12 protein-coding genes and 1 pseudogene are annotated in these 17,675 nt (G+C 70.8%); 7 read left to right on the top strand and 6 right to left on the bottom strand.

Annotated features, from left to right (window positions below; all coding sequences use genetic code 11):
* The first annotated feature begins 121 nt into the window (after positions 1-121).
* From ACIRQP_RS21185 to ACIRQP_RS21160, 6 genes are all read left to right on the top strand, one after another.
* The gene (locus ACIRQP_RS21185; RefSeq protein WP_403892280.1) at positions 122-1,234 is read left to right on the top strand and encodes a substrate-binding domain-containing protein; all 1,113 of its coding nucleotides are present in this window, start codon (positions 122-124) and stop codon (positions 1,232-1,234) included.
* 244 nt (positions 1,235-1,478) lie between these two features.
* Entirely contained in the window at positions 1,479-2,267 is a 789-nt protein-coding gene (locus ACIRQP_RS21180) for an ATP-binding cassette domain-containing protein (RefSeq protein ID WP_030350753.1), read from the top strand.
* A complete protein-coding gene (locus ACIRQP_RS21175) occupies positions 2,264-3,589 on the top strand; it encodes a sugar ABC transporter permease (protein ID WP_403892277.1) in 1,326 nt (441 codons plus the stop codon). Before ACIRQP_RS21180 ends, ACIRQP_RS21175 begins: the two co-directional genes overlap by 4 nt.
* Positions 3,590-3,787: 198 nt before the next feature.
* Positions 3,788-5,701 carry a 1-deoxy-D-xylulose-5-phosphate synthase gene (gene dxs / locus ACIRQP_RS21170; protein WP_403892274.1) on the top strand — a complete coding sequence of 638 codons (1,914 nt, stop codon included), beginning with the start codon at positions 3,788-3,790 and terminating at the stop codon, positions 5,699-5,701.
* Between the two features lie 184 nt (positions 5,702-5,885).
* Positions 5,886-7,385: an amino acid permease gene (locus tag ACIRQP_RS21165; RefSeq protein WP_403892271.1), complete on the top strand. Its 1,500-nt coding sequence runs from the start codon at positions 5,886-5,888 to the stop codon at positions 7,383-7,385.
* Between the two features lie 92 nt (positions 7,386-7,477).
* Positions 7,478-9,118: a glycosyltransferase family 39 protein gene (locus ACIRQP_RS21160; protein ID WP_403892268.1), complete on the top strand. Its 1,641-nt coding sequence runs from the start codon at positions 7,478-7,480 to the stop codon at positions 9,116-9,118.
* A 35-nt stretch (positions 9,119-9,153) separates the two neighbouring features.
* Here the strand turns inward: ACIRQP_RS21160 and ACIRQP_RS21155 are convergent.
* Positions 9,154-9,525: pseudogene (locus ACIRQP_RS21155) on the bottom strand (NTP pyrophosphohydrolase); the annotation flags it as partial.
* Positions 9,526-9,642: 117 nt separating this feature from the next.
* On the opposite strand from ACIRQP_RS21155, the gene ACIRQP_RS21150 reads away from it, so the two are divergent.
* Positions 9,643-10,803: a hypothetical protein gene (locus ACIRQP_RS21150; protein ID WP_403892265.1), complete on the top strand. Its 1,161-nt coding sequence runs from the start codon at positions 9,643-9,645 to the stop codon at positions 10,801-10,803.
* A gap of 123 nt (positions 10,804-10,926) precedes the next feature.
* Here the strand turns inward: ACIRQP_RS21150 and ACIRQP_RS21145 are convergent, their stop codons facing one another.
* The 5 genes from ACIRQP_RS21145 to ACIRQP_RS21125 all read right to left on the bottom strand — a co-directional run bounded on the left by ACIRQP_RS21145 (position 10,927) and on the right by ACIRQP_RS21125 (position 17,669).
* Positions 10,927-13,068 carry a 3-hydroxyacyl-CoA dehydrogenase NAD-binding domain-containing protein gene (locus ACIRQP_RS21145; RefSeq protein WP_403892262.1) on the bottom strand — a complete coding sequence of 714 codons (2,142 nt, stop codon included), beginning with the start codon at positions 13,066-13,068 and terminating at the stop codon, positions 10,927-10,929.
* Positions 13,065-14,285: a thiolase family protein gene (locus ACIRQP_RS21140; protein WP_403892259.1), complete on the bottom strand. Its 1,221-nt coding sequence runs from the start codon at positions 14,283-14,285 to the stop codon at positions 13,065-13,067. Before ACIRQP_RS21140 ends, ACIRQP_RS21145 begins: the two co-directional genes overlap by 4 nt.
* A gap of 337 nt (positions 14,286-14,622) precedes the next feature.
* A complete protein-coding gene (locus ACIRQP_RS21135; RefSeq protein ID WP_403892256.1) occupies positions 14,623-15,921 on the bottom strand; it encodes an HRDC domain-containing protein in 1,299 nt (432 codons plus the stop codon).
* 76 nt (positions 15,922-15,997) lie between these two features.
* Positions 15,998-16,657, bottom strand: coding sequence for a response regulator transcription factor (locus tag ACIRQP_RS21130; RefSeq protein WP_030350743.1), 660 nt, complete (start codon positions 16,655-16,657; stop codon positions 15,998-16,000).
* Positions 16,658-16,979: 322 nt separating this feature from the next.
* Positions 16,980-17,669, bottom strand: a complete 690-nt coding sequence (locus tag ACIRQP_RS21125) for a DUF3000 domain-containing protein (protein WP_403892253.1) — start codon at positions 17,667-17,669, stop codon at positions 16,980-16,982.
* Between the last annotated feature and the right edge of the window lie 6 nt (positions 17,670-17,675).

Genomic DNA, 17,675 nt, shown 5'->3' with positions numbered 1-17,675 from the left:
ATAACGAATGGCACCGTTGTCATCTCGTTAAGGATTTACTCCTTGACGCTGGCCTCGCGCCGGAGTTGACTTCCTGGCACCTCGGCCGCAACGACGCGGCCTCGTCAGGGAGGTTTTTGAAGTGAACGCAAAGATGCGTCGTGCTGCCGTGGCCACCGCCGCTACCGCTCTGGCCGTCTCCCTCGCCGCCTGTGGCAGCGCGAAGGAGTCCGGCGACAAGGCCGAAGCGTCCGCGTCGGACAAGAAGGGCCCGATCACGGTCGGCCTGCTGCTGCCGGAGAACGAGACCGCGCGGTACGAGACGCTCGACAAGCCGCTGATCGAGAAGAGGGTCAGCGAGCTGACCGACGGCACGGGCAAGGTCGTCTACGCGAACGCCAAGCAGGACGCGACGCTGCAGAACCAGCAGGTCGACACGATGATCACCAACAAGGTCGATGTGCTGGTCGTGGACGCGGTCGACTCCAAGGCCATCGCCAGCTCGGTGAAGAAGGCCAAGGAGACGGGCATACCGGTCGTGGCGTACGACCGTCTCGCCGAAGGACCGATCGACGCCTACACCTCCTTCGACAACGAAGAGGTCGGTCGGGTCCAGGGCAAGGCGCTCCTCGAAGCGCTCGGCGACAAGGCCAAGTCCGGTCAGATCGTGATGATGAACGGCGCCGTCACCGACCCGAACGCCGCTCTGTTCAAGAAGGGCGCGCACGCCCAGCTGGATGGCAAGGTGACCATCGGCAAGGAGTACGACACCAAGGAGTGGAAGCCGGTCAACGCCAACGCCAACATGGAGGGCGCCATCTCCGCCCTCGGCAAGGACAAGATCGTCGGCGTCTACTCCGCCAACGATGGCATGGCGGGCGGCATCATCACCGCCCTCAAGGGCGCTGGCTTCGCCAAGCTCCCGCCGGTCACCGGTCAGGACGCCGAACTCGCCGGTGTGCAGCGCATCGTCACGGGCGAGCAGTTCATGAGCGTCTACAAGTCCTACCCGCAGGAGGCGGCCGTGGCCGCCGAGATGGCCGTCGCGCTCGCCAAGGGCGAGAAGCTGGACTCCATCGCCAAGGACACCGTGGACAGCCCGACCGCCAAGGCCGTCCCGTCCGTGATCGTCCCGGTCGTCTCGCTGACCAAGGACAACATCAAGGACACGGTCATCAAGGAGGGCATCTACACGGTCGGCGACATCTGCACCGACAAGTACAAGGCCGCCTGTGACGCGATCGGTCTGAAGTAGTCCGTTCCGGGACCGTCCGGTGACCGCCCCCGGTGAAAGCCTGTCCGGCACCCTGCCCGTCAACGCCCCGCAGCTGGGGCGGGGTGCCGGACGGAACCACCTCGGCCCTCCGGTGCGCCCCGCGCGCCGTGTCGCGCGAGGTCCGTGAACCGGACCCGCGCGGCCGGCCCCTTGCTTGTCTCTTCTGCTCGACCTCCGCGCCTCCCCCCGGCGCGGCATCCCCGCCGGTCAGGCGGCGAAGGAGATGGTTCACGTGACCGCTACGCCCGTGCTGGCGTTGCGAGGGGTCTCCAAGCGATTCGGTGCCGTCCAGGCGCTCACCGATGTAGAGCTTGAGGTCCACTCCGGTGAGGTGGTCGCCCTCGTGGGCGACAACGGCGCCGGGAAATCAACGCTGGTGAAGACCATCGCCGGCGTACACCCCATCGATGACGGCGTCATCGAGTGGGAGGGCAGCCCCGTCTCGATCGGCCGGCCGCACGATGCCCAGAACCTGGGCATCGCGACCGTCTACCAGGACCTGGCGCTCTGCGACAACATCGACGTCGTCGGCAATCTCTACCTCGGCAGGGAGCTCCGCAGCTGGGGCGTCCTCAACGAGGTCGAGATGGAGCGCCGTTCGCGCGAGCTGCTCACCACACTGTCGATCCGGATTCCCAGTGTCCGTATCCCGATCGCCTCGCTCTCCGGCGGCCAGCGGCAGACCGTGGCCATCGCCCGGTCGATGCTCGGCGACCCCAAGCTCGTCATTCTCGACGAGCCGACGGCGGCCCTCGGTGTCGAGCAGACGGCCCAGGTGCTCGACCTCGTCGAGCGGCTGCGCGAGCGCGGTCTCGCCGTGCTGCTCATCAGCCACAACATGGCCGACGTCAAGGCCGTCGCCGACAAGGTGGCGGTGCTCAGGCTGGGCAGCAACAACGGCGTCTTCGACGTCGCGTCCACCTCTCAGGAAGAGATCATCGCCGCCATCACCGGCGCCACGGACAACGCCGTGACCCGCCGCGCGTCGCGCACCGTGGAGGTTCAGAAGTGAGTACGGACAAGACCTCCACGTCGCTCGAGAAGACCCCGGGCGAGACCCCGGGCGGCAAGATCCCCGCCCCGGTCGACGCCCCCGCCGCGGCGGACGGCGCGGTCACCGCGGTGGACCCCCGACTGCTGGTGCGCGAGCAGGGATTCGCGGGCTACATCTCCGAGTTCCAGCGCAAGATACGCGCCGGCGATCTGGGCTCCCTCCCGGTCATCATCGGGCTGCTCATCATCTGCGTGGTCTTCCAGAGCCTGAACTCGAACTTCCTGTCCGCGGAGAACCTCAGCAACATCTCCGTGGCCATGGTCGGCACCGGCATGATCGCCGTCGGTATCGTCTTCGTCCTGCTGCTCGGTGAGATCGACCTCTCGGTCGGCTCGGTCAGCGGTGTGTCCGGCGCCATCGTCGCCGTACTGAGCGTCACCCACGGCATGAACGAGTGGCTGGCTCTGGTGATCGCCATTGTCAGCGGCGCGGTCATCGGCGCGATCCACGGCTTCTTCTTCGCCCGCGTCGGCGCGCCCGCGTTCGCCGTCACCCTGGCCGGACTGCTCTTCTGGCTCGGCTTCATGCTCCAGATCCTGGGTGACAACGGCACCATCAACCTGGACCCCGACGGTCTGGTGGCCAAGCTCACCACCTACTACTTCACCGATGTCGCGGCCGCCTACGGCCTCGCCCTCGTCGCGGTCGTGGCATTCTTCCTGACCTCCTTCCTGGAGAACCGCCGCCGCGAGGCGGCCGGAGTCCCGTCGAGGCCGGCCAGCGAGACCGTGCTGCGCACGGTCGTCCTCGCGATCGTGGCCTTCGCCGCGGCGTTCATGTTCAACCAGTACAAGGGTCTGCCCCTCGCACCGGTCATCTTCCTGCTGATCCTGGTGGCGACGGACTTCGTGCTGCGCCGCACCACGTACGGCCGCAAGGTCTTCGCGCTCGGTGGCAGTGTCGAGGCGTCCCGCCGCGCGGGTATCAACGTCACGCTGATCCGGGTCTCGGTCTACTCGATCGCCGGTACGTTCGCGGCCATCGGCGGCCTCTTCATCGCCTCCAAGATCGCCGCGGCCAACCAGGGCGCCGGCACCGGCGACCTGCTGATGAACGCGATCGCGGCGGCCGTCATCGGCGGCACCAGCCTCTTCGGTGGCCGCGGCCGCACCTGGAACGCGCTGCTCGGTGTCATGGTCATCACGTCGATCCAGTACGGACTGGCGCTGCAGGGCATCGCCACCCCGATCCAGTACATGATCACCGGTGGGGTGCTGCTGGCCACGGTCGTCATCGACTCCGTCACCCGCAAGACCCAGAAGACCGCGGGTCGCGCCTGACCGCGGTCCCGCGAACCGTGCCCGGCATCTCCTCACTCACGGGATGCCGGGCACGGCCGTACTCCGGGGGTGGGCGATATGACGTACATACCGTCGATCGAGTGACGTAGGAAGCACCGCCCGCCGACCACTCGCGCGAGTGGAACATTAGACTCACCAGATCGGCATCCTCGACAGCTCATACGCAAGGAGGCACGGGTGGCGTTGCTGACCCGCATCAGGGGACCGCGCGATCTGGACCGGCTCGGCCCGGAGCAGCTGGAGCAGCTGGCCGGAGAGATCCGGTCCTTCCTCGTGGACGCGGTCTCCAAGACAGGCGGCCACCTCGGTCCCAACCTCGGTGTCGTCGAGCTGACCATCGCCCTGCACCGTGTGTACGACTCCCCCAAGGACAAGGTCCTCTTCGACACGGGACACCAGTCGTACGTCCACAAGCTGCTCACCGGCCGTCAGGACTTCTCGAAACTCAGGAGCAGGAACGGACTCTCCGGCTATCCGTCCCGTGCCGAGTCCGACCACGACATCATCGAGAACTCCCACGCCTCCACCGTGCTCGGCTGGGCCGACGGTCTCGCGAAGGCCAACGAGGTCCTGAACAAGGACGACCAGGTCGTCGCGGTGATCGGTGACGGCGCGCTGACCGGTGGTATGGCCTGGGAGGCGCTGAACAACATCGCCGCGGCCAAGGACCGTCCGCTCGTCATCGTCGTCAACGACAACGAGCGTTCGTACGCGCCGACCATCGGCGGTCTCGCGAACCATCTCGCGACCCTGCGGACCACCGACGGCTACGAACGCTTCCTGGCCCGCGGCAAGGAGATCCTGGACCGCACGCCGGTCGTCGGCAGGCCCCTCTACGACACCCTGCACGGCGCCAAGAAGGGCCTGAAGGACTTCATCGCCCCGCAGGGCATGTTCGAGGACCTCGGTCTGAAGTACGTGGGCCCGATCGACGGCCATGACATCGAGGCCCTGGAGTCCGCGCTGCTGCGCGCGAAGCGCTTCGGCGGCCCGGTCATCGTGCACTGCATCACCGAGAAGGGCCGCGGCTACAAGCCCGCCGAGCAGGACGAGGCCGACCACTTCCACGGCATCGGTCCCATCCACCCCGACACCGGACTGCCCGTCGCCGCCGCCGGCGTGGACTGGACCTCGGTGTTCGGCGAGGAGATGGTCAAGCTCGGGCACGAGCGCGAGGACATCGTCGCCATCACGGCGGCCATGCTCCAGCCGGTCGGTCTCGAAAAGTTCGCGAAGGCGTTCCCGGACCGGGTGTACGACGTCGGGATCGCGGAGCAGCACGGCGCGGTCTCCGCCGCGGGCCTCGCCACCGGCGGGGTGCACCCGGTGTTCGCGCTCTACGCGACCTTCCTCAACCGCGCGTTCGACCAGCTGCTGATGGATGTCGCCCTGCACCGCTGCGGGGTGACGTTCGTGCTGGACCGGGCCGGGATCACCGGTACCGACGGCGCCTCGCACAACGGCATGTGGGATCTGTCGATGCTCCAGTGCGTGCCGGGGCTGCGGATCGCCGCCCCGCGCGACGCCGACCAGGTCCGCTCCCAACTGCGCGAGGCCGTCGCGGTGGAGGACGCCCCGACCGTGGTCCGTTACTCCAAGGGCGCGGTCGGCCCGGCGGTCGCCGCCGTCGGCCGGGTCGGCGGCATGGACGTACTGCGCAGGACCGAGGAGGGTACGGCGGACGTCCTGCTGGTCTCCGTCGGCGCGCTCGCCCCGATGTGCCTGGACATCGCCGACCTTCTCGACAAACAGGGCATCACGGCCACGGTTGTCGACCCCCGCTGGGTCAAGCCGGTCGACGAGGCGCTCGCCCCGCTCGCCGAGCAGCACCGCGTGGTCGTCACCGTCGAGGACAACAGCCGGGTCGGCGGCGTCGGCTCGGCGGTCGCCCAGGCGCTGCGCGACGCCGGGGTCGACGTACCGCTGCGGGACTTCGGTATTCCGCCGCGCTTCCTCGACCACGCCTCCCGCAAGGAGGTCATGGCCGAGATCGGACTGACCGCGCCGGACATCGCGCGCCAGGTCACCGGCCTGGTCGCGAAGCTGGACGGCCGGCTGGTGGACTCACCGACCGAGGCCGCCCGCGACTGATCCGTTGTCACAGTGACACGCTGACGCGCAGGCGTCCGACGTACCGACGTACCGACGGGCCGGTGGGGCCGCCCTGTAAGGGTGGTCCAATCGGCCCGTCCGTGTGAAATCTGTTCATTCGAGTGGTTGGCGGCAGTACGCCTCTCGATCATGGCCGGATGAACGCGCAGACGGAGGTACGCCGGTGAGTACGCAGCACGACTCGGGACCAGCCGGAAACGGCGTGTTCCGCACCAAGAACGTCGAGCAGTCGATCCGCGACACCGAGGACCCCGAGTTCGCGCTCAGAAAGTCGCTCTCCGCGCTCGATCTGACGGTCTTCGGCGTCGGTGTGATCATCGGTACCGGCATCTTCGTCCTGACCGGTGTCGTCGCCAGGCAGACGGCCGGGCCCGCCACCTCCATCGCCTTCGTCGTCGCCGGGATCGTCTGCGCGCTGGCCGCCCTCTGCTACGCCGAGTTCGCCTCGACGGTGCCGGTCGCCGGATCCGCGTACACCTTCTCGTACGCCTCGCTCGGTGAGCTGCCCGCCTGGATCATCGGCTGGGACCTCGTGCTGGAACTGGCGCTGGGCTGCGCGGTCGTCGCGGTCGGCTGGTCCGGCTATGTGCGCTCGCTGCTGGGCAACGCCGGGGCGAGTCTGCCGGACTTCCTCTCCGGCACGCAGGACGGGAAGTTCGGCTTCGATCTGCTCGCGTTCCTGCTCGTCCTCGTCCTGACCTGCATCCTCGTCATCGGGGTCAAGCTCTCCTCGCGCATCACCAGCGTCATCGTCGGCGTCAAGGTCACCGTCGTCCTGCTCGTGATCATCGTCGGAGCGTTCTTCATCAACGGCGCCAACTACCAGCCGTTCATCCCGCCGTCCGAGGCGACCGGTGGCGGCGGCGGGCTCAGGGCCCCGATCATCCAGCTGATGGCCGGCTACACCCCCACCAACTTCGGCGTCCTGGGCATCTTCACCGCCGCGGCCGTCGTCTTCTTCGCCTTCATCGGCTTCGACATCGTCGCGACCACCGCCGAGGAGACCGTCAACCCGCAGCGCGACGTCCCCCGCGGCATCCTCGGCTCCCTCTTCCTCTGCACCGTGCTCTATGTCGCCGTCTCGCTCGTCGTCACCGGAATGCAGCATTACAGCGAGCTGTCGGTGGACGCCCCGCTCGCCGACGCCTTCAAGTCGGTCGGCCATCCCTTCTGGGCCGGGCTGATCAGTTTCGGCGCGGCCGTCGGACTCACCTCGGTCTGCATGATCCTGCTGCTCGGCCAGACCCGGGTGTTCTTCGCGATGAGCCGTGACGGACTGCTGCCGCGTACGTTCTCCCAAGTCCACCACCGGTTCGGCACGCCGTACCGCTCCACCGTCCTGCTCGGGTTCGTCGTCGCGATCGTCGCCGGTCTGACCTCCATCGAGGAACTGGCCGAACTGGTCAACATCGGCACCCTCTTCGCCTTCGTCGTGGTGGCGCTCGGCGTCATCATCCTGCGCAGGAACCGCCCCGACCTGCCGCGCTCGTTCCGCACCCCGCTGGTGCCGTATCTGCCGATCGCGTCCGTGCTCGCCTCCTTCTGGCTGATGCTCAACCTGCCCGCCGAGACCTGGCTCCGCTTCGGCATCTGGATGGCCGTCGGCATCGTCGTGTACGTCGGGTACGGACGCGCGCACAGCCGCCTCGGCGCGGCCGGCTGACGTCCCGTCATCCCGCGCGGAGGTCCGCCACGCGGCCCGGCCCCGAATGTCCTGCTCCGGCACGGACGGCGGGGCCGGTTACTGTGCCGCGCATGGTCGTCGAGCCGCCCGCCCTCCGGTATGTCACGCCCCCGCGGCGTACCGCCCCGCACCCCGCACCGGCCCCCGCCCGGCCGGTCCGCCCCGTCACCGGTTACTGGCGCCGGCTGCTCCCCGTTCTGGCCCTGCTGACGCTCGTCACCCGGCTGCCCTCCTTCCGCCCGCCGATGTGGAGCCCCGACGAGGGCTATCTCGCCGTCCAGGCACGGATACTGGCCGCCGGGGGAGCGCTGTACGACACCGTCGTCGACCGGAAGCCGCCGCTGCTGCCCTGGCTCTACGAATCGGCCTTCGCGCTCTTCGGCGACGAATCGCTGTACGCGGTGAAGGCGCTCGCGGTTCTCGCCCAACTGGCCACCGCGGCGCTGCTCGCCGCCGTCGCCCGGGAGCGCTGGGGCGACCGGGCGGGCCGTACCGCCGGGGTCCTCTTCCCGCTGGTCTCCATCGGACTCAACCCCGAGGACGCCCAGTCGGCCACCTTCGAGGTCTTCATACTGCCGTTCACCGTCGCGGCGGTGTGGTGCGCGGGCCGGGGCCGCTGGGGCGCCGCCGGGCTCGCCGTCGCCGGGGCGCTGCTGACCAAACAGACGGGCGGCGCCGTCCTCGCCCCGGTCCTGTGGCTGCTCTGGAACACCGCGCGCACCGCGCCCGCCCCTCCCGTACGGGCCGCCCTCGGGCGGCTCTCCGCCGGGCTCGTGCTGCCCGTACTCGCCGTGGCTTTGCTCACCTCACCGTCCGGCTTCCTCTTCTGGGCGGTGACCGGATCGGGCGCGTACGCCACCCTCACCGGCTCCGAACTCCATGTGTTCTCCCGGGCCTTGGCGAACACCGCCCTGCTCTGCCTCGCCTGCGCCGGACTGCTGCCACCCGTCGTCCGCGCCCTGCGCACCCGCGGCGGCACCGGCGGGCCGGGCGCCGACCTCTGGGTATGGCTCGCGTCCTCGTCCGCCGCCGTCCTGCTCGGGTTCCACTTCTTCGGCCACTACTTCCTGCAAGTCCTGCCGCCACTGGTGCTCCTGGCGACCGCCGCGCTGCGCCTGCTGCCCCGCGACCGGCTCGCCTCCGCGCTGCTCACCTCGGCCTGCGCGTGCGCGCTGTTCCTCACCTGGGGCATCCTCGCGCCCCGGCCGGAACTCGCCCACGCCCAGCGCCTCGCGGACGCCGTACGGGCCCGTACGGCGCCCACGGACCGGGTCCTCGTCTGGGGGATACACCCGGAGGTCTACTGGCTCGCCGACCGCGCCCCGGCCAGCCGCTATCTGACGGCCGGTCTGCTGACGAACTACAGCGGCGGCAGGGACGGTCCCCGGGTCGGCGAGAAGTACGCGATGGCGGGCACCTGGCCGGTACTCGTCGACGAGCTGAGCGCGCGCCCGCCCGCCCTGGTGGTCGACGACTCACGCGGCAAGCCGTTCGCCGCCGACCGGCTGCCCACGCTGCGCGGGCTGCTCGCCCGGGGCTACGAACCGCTGCCGGGGACGGTCGACGGAGCGGTGCTCTACGTACCCTCGCCCGGCGACCCGTCCGAGACCCCGCCGGGCGGCCCGTCCGGCGGCGCGTCCGTGCTCCGGTCCGCGGTCCGGTCCCCGCTCTGGTCCGGGGCCGCGTCCGGCGGCCGGGCCCCCGACGGCTGATCGTCCGGCGGCCGAGCCTCCGACGGCTGACGCTCCGGTGGCCGGCGTACGGTCCTGGGCCCGGCGCACTCCGCCCCGTGCGCCCCCACCCGCCGGCGCAGTTCACGGTCGGCCGTGACCACGACACAGCCCACGCCGTCCGCCGCCGCCCGCGCGGCCAGTTCCACGATCAGGTCGTCGCCGCCACCGGCCGCGGCCGCCACCCGTACCCCCGGTACGGACTCCACGCCCCGCGCGGCGCCCTCCACGACGAGCACCACCTCGACGGGACCCGGATGCCCGGCAGCGCCCCGCGCGGCGTACGGCACCAGCGAGTCGCGCATCCGCTCGGTGGCACCGCGCCGGTCCCGCCACCACCCGTCGGGAACGGAACCGACCACATTCGCCGCGTCGACGATCAACCGCATCAGCACCTCCGCAGCCTCGCACAGCACGGGCCGGTACGGCCTCCCGGAGCCCCCGCCGCTGCCCCTGAGTACTATCGAGCTCTGGGTTTTCCGCGCTCGGGAAGGTGGCAGTGGGCCATGACACCGCGGTCCGGACGGATGTCGAAGCGGTCGGGGGACAGCGCGAGCCAGGCTCCTTACCGGGGCGCGGAACCACGCCGCACGCCCCCCGCCCCCGGCATGGACGGCACCGTCCCCGCGACCACCGGCTGGCTGCTGCGCGGCAAGGACGGCAGGCTCACGGCGTACGCGCCGACCACCGACGGCGTGCTCCGCTGGACGGAGACCCGGCCCGGCGGCCCCGACTGGTCGGGGCCCGAGCCGCTGGCCGCCCCGGGCCTGCTGCCGTATCTGTCGGTCGCGCAGAGCGCCGAGGGCTTCGTCCATCTGGTGGGGGTACGGAAACGTCCGCGCGCCGACGGGCCCGCCGACACCGATCTCGTCCACGCCGTCCAGTACCAGACGGGCCGTCCGCTGAGGGACTGGCAGTCGCTGGGGAACCCGCACGGGAAGGACCGCGAGAAGGCCGTGGACATCGGACTGCCGTCCGCGGTGCTGGACACCACCGGCTCGGTGCATCTGTTCCTCCGCAACGCGAACGGCGGACTCTCGGCCAAGCACCAGTCGCCCACCGGCCGCTGGCAGCCCTGGGGCGGCGCCAACGCCGAGGACACGGAGCTGACCGGCGAGACGGCCGCCGCCGTCACCGACCGCGGACTGATCGACGTCCTCGTCCCGGCCCCGGACACCGTGGTGCGCTGGCTGCGCCGGAAACCCGACGCGAAGCTGGAGCGCGCCGAGGACGAACCGGTGGCCGGGGTCGAGCCCGGCACCATCACCGCCTGGCGCACCGGCGGGGGACGGCTCACCCACTTCTGGCGCGACGCCGGCGACGGCACCGTACGCGCCTGGCGCCCCGGGACGGAACCCGCCCGGCTCGGCGGTCCGGGCACCGGCCCGCTCGCCCTGCTGCGTACGCCCGTGGACGGCCACGACTGCACGATCCTCGCCCAGCGCGGTACCGACGGCCGCCCCAACATCGCCGCCTATCCGACGGAGAACGAGTCGGCGGGGCTCCACTGGACCCCGACCGGGGAGCCCTGCGCCGGCGCGCCCGCGCTGGCGCTGGACGGCCGGGGACGGGTGATCCTGGCGGTGATCGGCGAGGACGGCGCCCTGCGGACGGCCCGTCAGAAGGCGGAACCGGGCCTGGCGCTGGAGGCCTGGAGCCGGATCTGAGCGGCGTACGGAGGTCGCGTCTCACCGGCACGCACGGACGTCACAACGGACCGGGCCGGTACGGAAGTCCCCTTCCGTACCGGCCCGGTCGCCGTACGCCCGTGAGCGCCACGCCCGTGAGCGCTACGCCGGGACGCTTGCCACGCCCGGCGCCAGGAACCGCTTCCCGTTCACCCGCTCCGAGACGCCTTCCCTGTCCAGATACGGGGTGATGCCGCCCAGATGGAAGGGCCAGCCCGCACCCGTGAGCAGACAGAGATCGATGTCCTGCGCCTCGGCCACGACGCCCTCGTCCAGCATCAGACCGATCTCCTGGGCCACCGCGTCCAGCACGCGCTCACGCGTCTGCTCCTCGGTGAGGACGACGTCACCCTGCTGGAGAAGCGCGGCCACCTCCGGGTCCAGCTCCGGCTCAGCGGCGCTGTCGGCGGCATGGACGTAGAAGCCGCGCTTGCCCGCCTTGACGACCGCCGCGAGGTTCCCGGAGACCGTGAAGCGGTCGGGGAACGCGCTGTGCAGGGTCTCCGAGACATGCAGACCGATGGCGGGGCCGACCAGTTCGAGCAGCACCAGCGGGGACATCGGCAGCCCCAGCGGCTCGACCGCGCGCTCCGCCACCTCGACCGGAGTGCCCTCGTCGATGACGTTCTGGATCTCGCCCATGAAGCGGGTGAGGATGCGGTTGACGACGAACGCGGGGGCGTCCTTCACCAGCACCGCGGTCTTCTTCAGCTTCTTCGCCACCCCGAACGCCGTGGCGAGCGACGCGTCGTCGGTCCGTTCCCCGCGCACGATCTCCAGCAGCGGGAGGATCGCGACCGGGTTGAAGAAGTGGAAGCCGACGACCCGCTCGGGGTTCTTCAGCTTCGACGCCATCTCGGAGACCGACAGCGACGAGGTGTTGGTGGCGAGGATCGCGTGTGCCGGGGCGACCGCCTCGACCTCCGCGAACACCTTCTGCTTGACGCCCATCTCCTCGAAGACGGCCTCGATGATGAAGTCCGCGTCCGAGAAGCCCTCGGCCTTGTCCAGCACACCCGAGACCAGGCCCTTGAGCCTGTTGGCCTTGTCCTGGTTGATACGGGACTTCAGCAGCAGCTTGTCGATCTCGCCGTGGACATAACCGACGCCCTTGTCGACCCGCTCCTGGTCGATGTCCGTCAGGACGACCGGGACTTCGAGGCGGCGCAGGAAGAGCAGCGCCAGCTGAGAGGCCATCAGCCCCGCGCCGACCACGCCGACCTTGGTGACCGGCCGCGCCAGCGACTTGTCGGGAGCCCCGGCGGGCCGCTTGGCGCGCCGCTGCACCAGATTGAACGCGTAGACGCCGGAGCGCAGTTCGCCGCCCATGATCAGGTCAGCGAGGGCCTTGTCCTCGGCGTCGAAGCCGGCCTGGAGGTCGCCGTCCTTGGCGGCGGCGATGATGTCCAGCGCGCGGTAGGCGGCCGGGGCCGCGCCGTGCACCTTGGAGTCGGCGATCTGCCGGCCGCGCTCCACCGCGCGGTCCCATGCCTCGCCGCGGTCCACCTCGGGGCGCGCGACCGTCAGTTCGCCCTTCAGTACGGACGCGGTCCAGATCAGCGACTGCTCCAGGAAGTCGGCGCCCTCGAAGATCGCGTCCGCGATGCCCAGTTCATGCACCTGGGCGCCCTTGAGCTGCTTGTTCTGGTTGAGCGAGTTCTCGATGACGACCGAGACCGCGCGGTCCGCACCGATCAGGTTCGGCAGCAGCGTGCAGCCGCCCCAGCCGGGGACGAGACCGAGGAAGACCTCCGGCAGCGAGAACGCGGGCAGCGCGGCCGAGACGGTGCGGTACCGGCAGTGCAGACCGACCTCGACACCGCCGCCCATCGCCGCCCCGTTGTAGTACGCGAAGGTCGGCACCGCCAGCGCGGCGAGCCGCTTGAAGACCTCGTGGCCGCCCCTGCCGATCGCCAGCGCGTCCTCGTGGCGCCCCAGCAGCTCCAGGCCCTTGAGGTCGGCGCCGACCGCGAAGATGAACGGCTTGCCGGTGATCCCGACACCGACGATAGTGCCGTCGGCCGCCTCCTTCTCGACCTGGTCGATCGCGACGTCGAGGTTCGCCAGCGACTGGGGCCCGAAGGTGGTCGGCTTGGTGTGGTCCAGGCCGTTGTCCAGCGTGACGAGCGCGAAGCGCCCGGCGCCCGCGGGGAGGTCGAGATGGCGTACGTGCGCCTGCGTGACGACCTCGCCGGGGAACAGTTCGGCCGCGCCCTTCAGGAGTTCAGTGGTGCCGGTGCTCACTTGGTGCCTCCGTCGAAGTGCGGGTTCTCCCAGATGACCGACGCGCCCATGCCGAAGCCGACGCACATGGTGGTCAGCCCGTAACGGACATGCGGGTGCGACTCGAACTGCCGCGCCAGCTGCGTCATCAGCCGGACACCGGAGGAGGCCAGCGGGTGGCCGAACGCGATGGCGCCGCCGTACTGGTTGACGCGCTCGTCGTCGTCCGCGATGCCGTAGTGCTCCAGGAAGGCCAGCACCTGTACGGCGAAGGCCTCGTTGATCTCGAACAGACCGATGTCGGAGATCGACAGCCCCGCCTTGGCGAGCGCCTTCTCCGTCGACGGGATGGGGCCGTACCCCATGACCTCCGGCTCGACGCCCGCGAACGCGTACGAGACCAGCCGCATCCTGACCGGAAGGCCCTGCTCGCGGGCGAAGTCCTCGGCTGCGATCAGCGAGGCGGTCGCGCCGTCGTTGAGTCCCGCGGCGTTGCCCGCGGTGACCCGGCCGTGCGGCCGGAACGGGGTCTTCAGCCCGGCCAGCATCTCCAGCGTCGTCCCCGGCCGCATCGGCTCGTCGGCGGTCGCGAGTCCCCAGCCGGTCTCCCCCGCCTCAGGGGTGGTGCGGCGGATGGAGATCGGCACCAGGTCCTGCTGGATCGTGCCGTTGGCGTACGCCTTGGCGGCCTTCTCCTGCGAACGCACCGCGTACTCGTCGGCGCGCGCCTTGGTCAGCCGCGGGAAGCGGTCGTGCAGATTCTCGGCGGTCATCCCCATGAAGAGCGCGGAGTCGTCCACCAGCTTCTCGGAGACGAAGCGCGGGTTCGGGTCGACGCCCTCGCCCATGGGGTGGCGGCCCATGTGCTCGACTCCGCCGGCCACGACGATGTCGTACGCGCCGAACGCGATGGAGCCCGCGGTGCTGGTCACCGCGGTCAGCGCGCCCGCGCACATACGGTCGATCGAGTAGCCGGGCACGGACTGCGGCAGCCCGGCCAGGATCCCCGCGGTGCGGCCGAGCGTGAGGCCCTGGTCGCCGATCTGGGTGGTGGCGGCGATGGCGACCTCGTCGATCCGGGCCGGGTCGAGGTCCGGGTTGCGGCGCAGCAGCTCCCGGATCGCCTTCACGACGAGATCGTCGGCACGGGTCTCGTGGTACATGCCCTTCGGGCCCGCCTTGCCGAACGGGGTGCGGACGCCGTCGACGAAGACGACATCCCTGACGGTACGAGGCACGATGGCTCTCCTCCAGGGGTGCGGGGTGGCACTGCGGGGCGCGCTTGAGGCGCGCTTCCACTTCTATGCTACTTGTGGGTAACCATGCTGCCCAGCCCCCTCCTCCTTTTTGCGGGCTCGGTTCGCCTCCGGGGCGCTTTGTGCCAACGTCGACGGTCGACCGTGCTCGATTCGCTCGTTCCTCGCGAACCTCCGCGCGCTCTTCCTTTCGACGTCGGCGCGCCCCTTTGGCTCACTCGCCGACGGACGTGCACGCCCCGGGCGTCCAGGCGTCGCGGACCACCGGCCGGCCGCCCCCGCCGGGAGGCGAGGCGCACCGTCAGTACGACACGGCCGGTCAGTCCGACACCGACAGCGCGCCCGTCAGCAGCGGCGCCACCTGTTCGACCTGCCAGGCCCGCGCCCCATGGCCCGCGAGCGCCTCCGCCACCCTCTCCACCGTCGGCTCGTGCGGCGGCTCCCAGCAGACCCGGCGCACCGTGTCCGGCGTGATCAGGTTCTCCTGCGGCATGTTCAGCCGCTCGGCCAGCTCCGAGACCGCCGCGCGGGCGGCCGACAGCCGGGCCGCCGCCTCCGGGTCCTTGTCCGCCCAGGAGCGCGGCGGCGGCGGTCCCGCCATCTGCTGCCCCGGCTGGGGCAGCTCCGCGTCGGACAGCGCCCTGGCCCGGTCGACCGCCGCCTGCCACTGCTCCAGCTGCCGGCGTCCCATCCGGTGGCCGAAGCCGGGCAGGGCGGTCAGCGCGTGCACGTTCACCGGCAGCGCCAGTGCCGCCTCGATGATCGCGGCGTCGCTCAGTACCTTGCCGGGGGAGACGTCGCGCCGCTGCGCGACCCGGTCGCGGGTGGTCCACAGCTCCCGTACGACCGCCATCTGGCGGCGGCGGCGCACCTTGTGCATCCCCGACGTACGGCGCCACGGATCCTTGCGCGGGGGCGGTGGCGGGGCCGAGGCGATCGCCTCGAACTCCTGGTGCGCCCAGTCCAGCTTGCCCTGGCGGTCCAGCTCCTTCTCCAGCGCGTCCCGCAGATCGACGAGCAGCTCCACATCGAGCGCGGCGTAGCGCAGCCACGGCTCGGGGAGCGGACGGGTCGACCAGTCGACGGCGGAGTGGCCCTTCTCCAGGGCGTAGCCGAGGACGTTCTCGACCATCGCCCCGAGGCCGACCCGGGGAAAGCCCGCCAGCCGGCCTGCCAGTTCCGTGTCGAACAGCCGGGTGGGCATCATGCCTATTTCGCGCAGGCAGGGGAGATCCTGAGTCGCCGCGTGCAGGATCCACTCCGTCCCGGCGAGCACCTCGCCGAGACCGGAGAGATCGGGGCAGCCGACGGGATCGACAAGCGCCGTGCCCGCGCCCTCGCGGCGCAGCTGGACGAGATAGGCGCGCTGGCCGTAGCGGTAACCGGACGCACGTTCGGCGTCGACGGCCACGGGGCCGGTGCCCGCGGCGAAGGCCGCGATCACCTCGGCGAGCGCCTCATCGGTGGCGACCACCGGCGGAATGCCCTCGCGGGGCTCCAGCAAGGGGATCGGCGCCGATTCGACGTCGTCCGGGGGCAGCGACATGAGCGGCTGCCGTCGCTGGCCCCCGGTGGTTCGCAGTGCTGGCTCTGCTGCGGTCTCTTGGGCGTCGGTCACCTGTCAAGGGTATCCGTGAACGGAAGGCGCCCGTCGACGGAACGTTCCGTCGACGGGCGGTGGGGGCGAGAAGTGGTCAGTGGATGATTCCGGTACGGAGGGCCACGGCGACCATCCCCGCCCGGTCGCCCGTGCCGAGCTTGCGCGCGATCCGGGCGAGATGGCTCTTGACGGTGAGTGCGGACAGGCCCATCGAGACGCCGATGGCCTTGTTGGACTGGCCTTCGGCGACCAGCCGGAGCACCTCGACCTCACGGCCGGAGAGCTCCCGGTAACCGCCCGGGTGGCTCGGGGCGCCCGGAGGGCGGCGGTGCATCCGCTGCCCGGCGCCGATGGGGGCGGCGCCGGGCCGGCCCGGGTGGCCGATGTTCGTGCGGGTACCGGTGACGACATAGCCCTTGACACCGCCCGCGAGGGCGTTGCGCACCGCGCCGATGTCATCGGCGGCGGAGAGGGCGAGGCCGTTGGGCCAGCCCGCGGCTCGGGTCTCGGACAGCAGGGTCAGCCCGGAACCGTCGGGCAGATGGACGTCGGCAACGCAGATGTCGCGTGGGTTGCCGACGCGGGGGCGGGCCTCCGCGATGGACGACGCCTCGATGACGTCACGTACTCCAAGGGCCCACAAGTGGCGGGTGACGGTGGAGCGGACGCGTGGGTCGGCCACGACGACCATGGCCGTCGGCTTGTTCGGGCGGTAGGCGACCAGGCTTGCGGGCTGCTCGAGGAGAACGGACACCAGGCCTCCTGGGAAGGTGCGGGACGGGGCCGGCTCTGGGGATGAAGCCGGGGCGATCCGTGCTTGAAGGGTCATTGACCTCTTCGGCAGCAATCCCGCCCGCCTTTAGAGAATGATCACGATTTGGTGAGTAACAATTCGGGCAATTCGGACGCGTGATCGATCATCCTACGACTGGCCCCACCCGCGGCAGCGCGGTGAGGGGCCGTCAGGGCCGTCGCGATCAACGCGATCAACGCGATCAACGCGATCAACGCGATCGGCGCGGTCGCCGGGATCAAAGGGAGCTGAGGGAGCTGAGGGAGCTGAGGGCGGAGGGCTGTCAGGACACCTGCGGTCCGCGCCGCTGGGGCAGTGAGACCACACCCGCGCCGGCGCCCGGGTCCGCCGCGCCCACGACCGGTCCCGTCGCGGCGGGCGGCAGCCCGGCGATCTGGCAGAGCAGATCGCACCAGGCCGCCAGATGCGCCGCCGCGTCGGGCACCCCTCCCCGGCCCTCGCGCGGAGTCCAGGACGCGCGGATCTCGATCTGGGTGGCGGGCCGGCGCTCGGCGAGACCGCCGAAGTAGTGCGACCCGGCGCGTGTGACCGTGCCGCTGGCCTCCCCGTACGACAGTCCGCGCGCCTCCAGCGCACCGGTCAGCCAGGACCAGCACACCTCGGGCAGCAACGGGTCCGCGGCCATCTCCGGCTCCAGCTCCGCCCGTACGAGCGTCACCAGCCGGAAGGTGCCCTGCCAGGCGTCGTGTCCGGCCGGGTCGTGGAGCAGGATGAGCCGGCCGTCCGCCAGATCGTCGTCGCCGTCGACGACCGCCGCCTCCAGGGCGTACGCGTACGGTGCCAGCCGCTTGGGCGGCGGTGTCGGGTCGACCTCGATCTCGGGACGCGGCCGCGCCGTTCGCAGTGCTTCGACCGCCGAACGGAACGTGGCCGGACCGGAATCCCCCTCCGCGCCCCCCGTTCCCTCGGTGCCGTTGGAATGATCGGAAAACTGTCCCTGAGCCGCAGCCATGCGGGG

The sequence above is a fragment of the Streptomyces sp. NPDC102274 genome, assembly GCF_044766385.1.
Taxonomy (GTDB): Bacteria; Actinomycetota; Actinomycetes; order Streptomycetales; family Streptomycetaceae; genus Streptomyces.
Note: the sequence above shows the minus strand (reverse complement) of the source record. Positions and strands in the feature narration are given on the sequence as shown.

Bases quoted from the DNA above. Each gene is read 5' to 3' on its own strand.
- ACIRQP_RS21180 (WP_030350753.1), top strand. From the start codon at position 1,479: ATGGTTCACGTGACCGCTACGCCCGTGCTGGCGTTGCGAGGGGTCTCC.
- ACIRQP_RS21160 (WP_403892268.1), top strand. From the start codon at position 7,478: ATGGTCGTCGAGCCGCCCGCCCTCCGGTATGTCACGCCCCCGCGGCGT.
- ACIRQP_RS21150 (WP_403892265.1), top strand. From the start codon at position 9,643: ATGACACCGCGGTCCGGACGGATGTCGAAGCGGTCGGGGGACAGCGCG.
- ACIRQP_RS21125 (WP_403892253.1), bottom strand. From the start codon at position 17,669: ATGGCTGCGGCTCAGGGACAGTTTTCCGATCATTCCAACGGCACCGAG.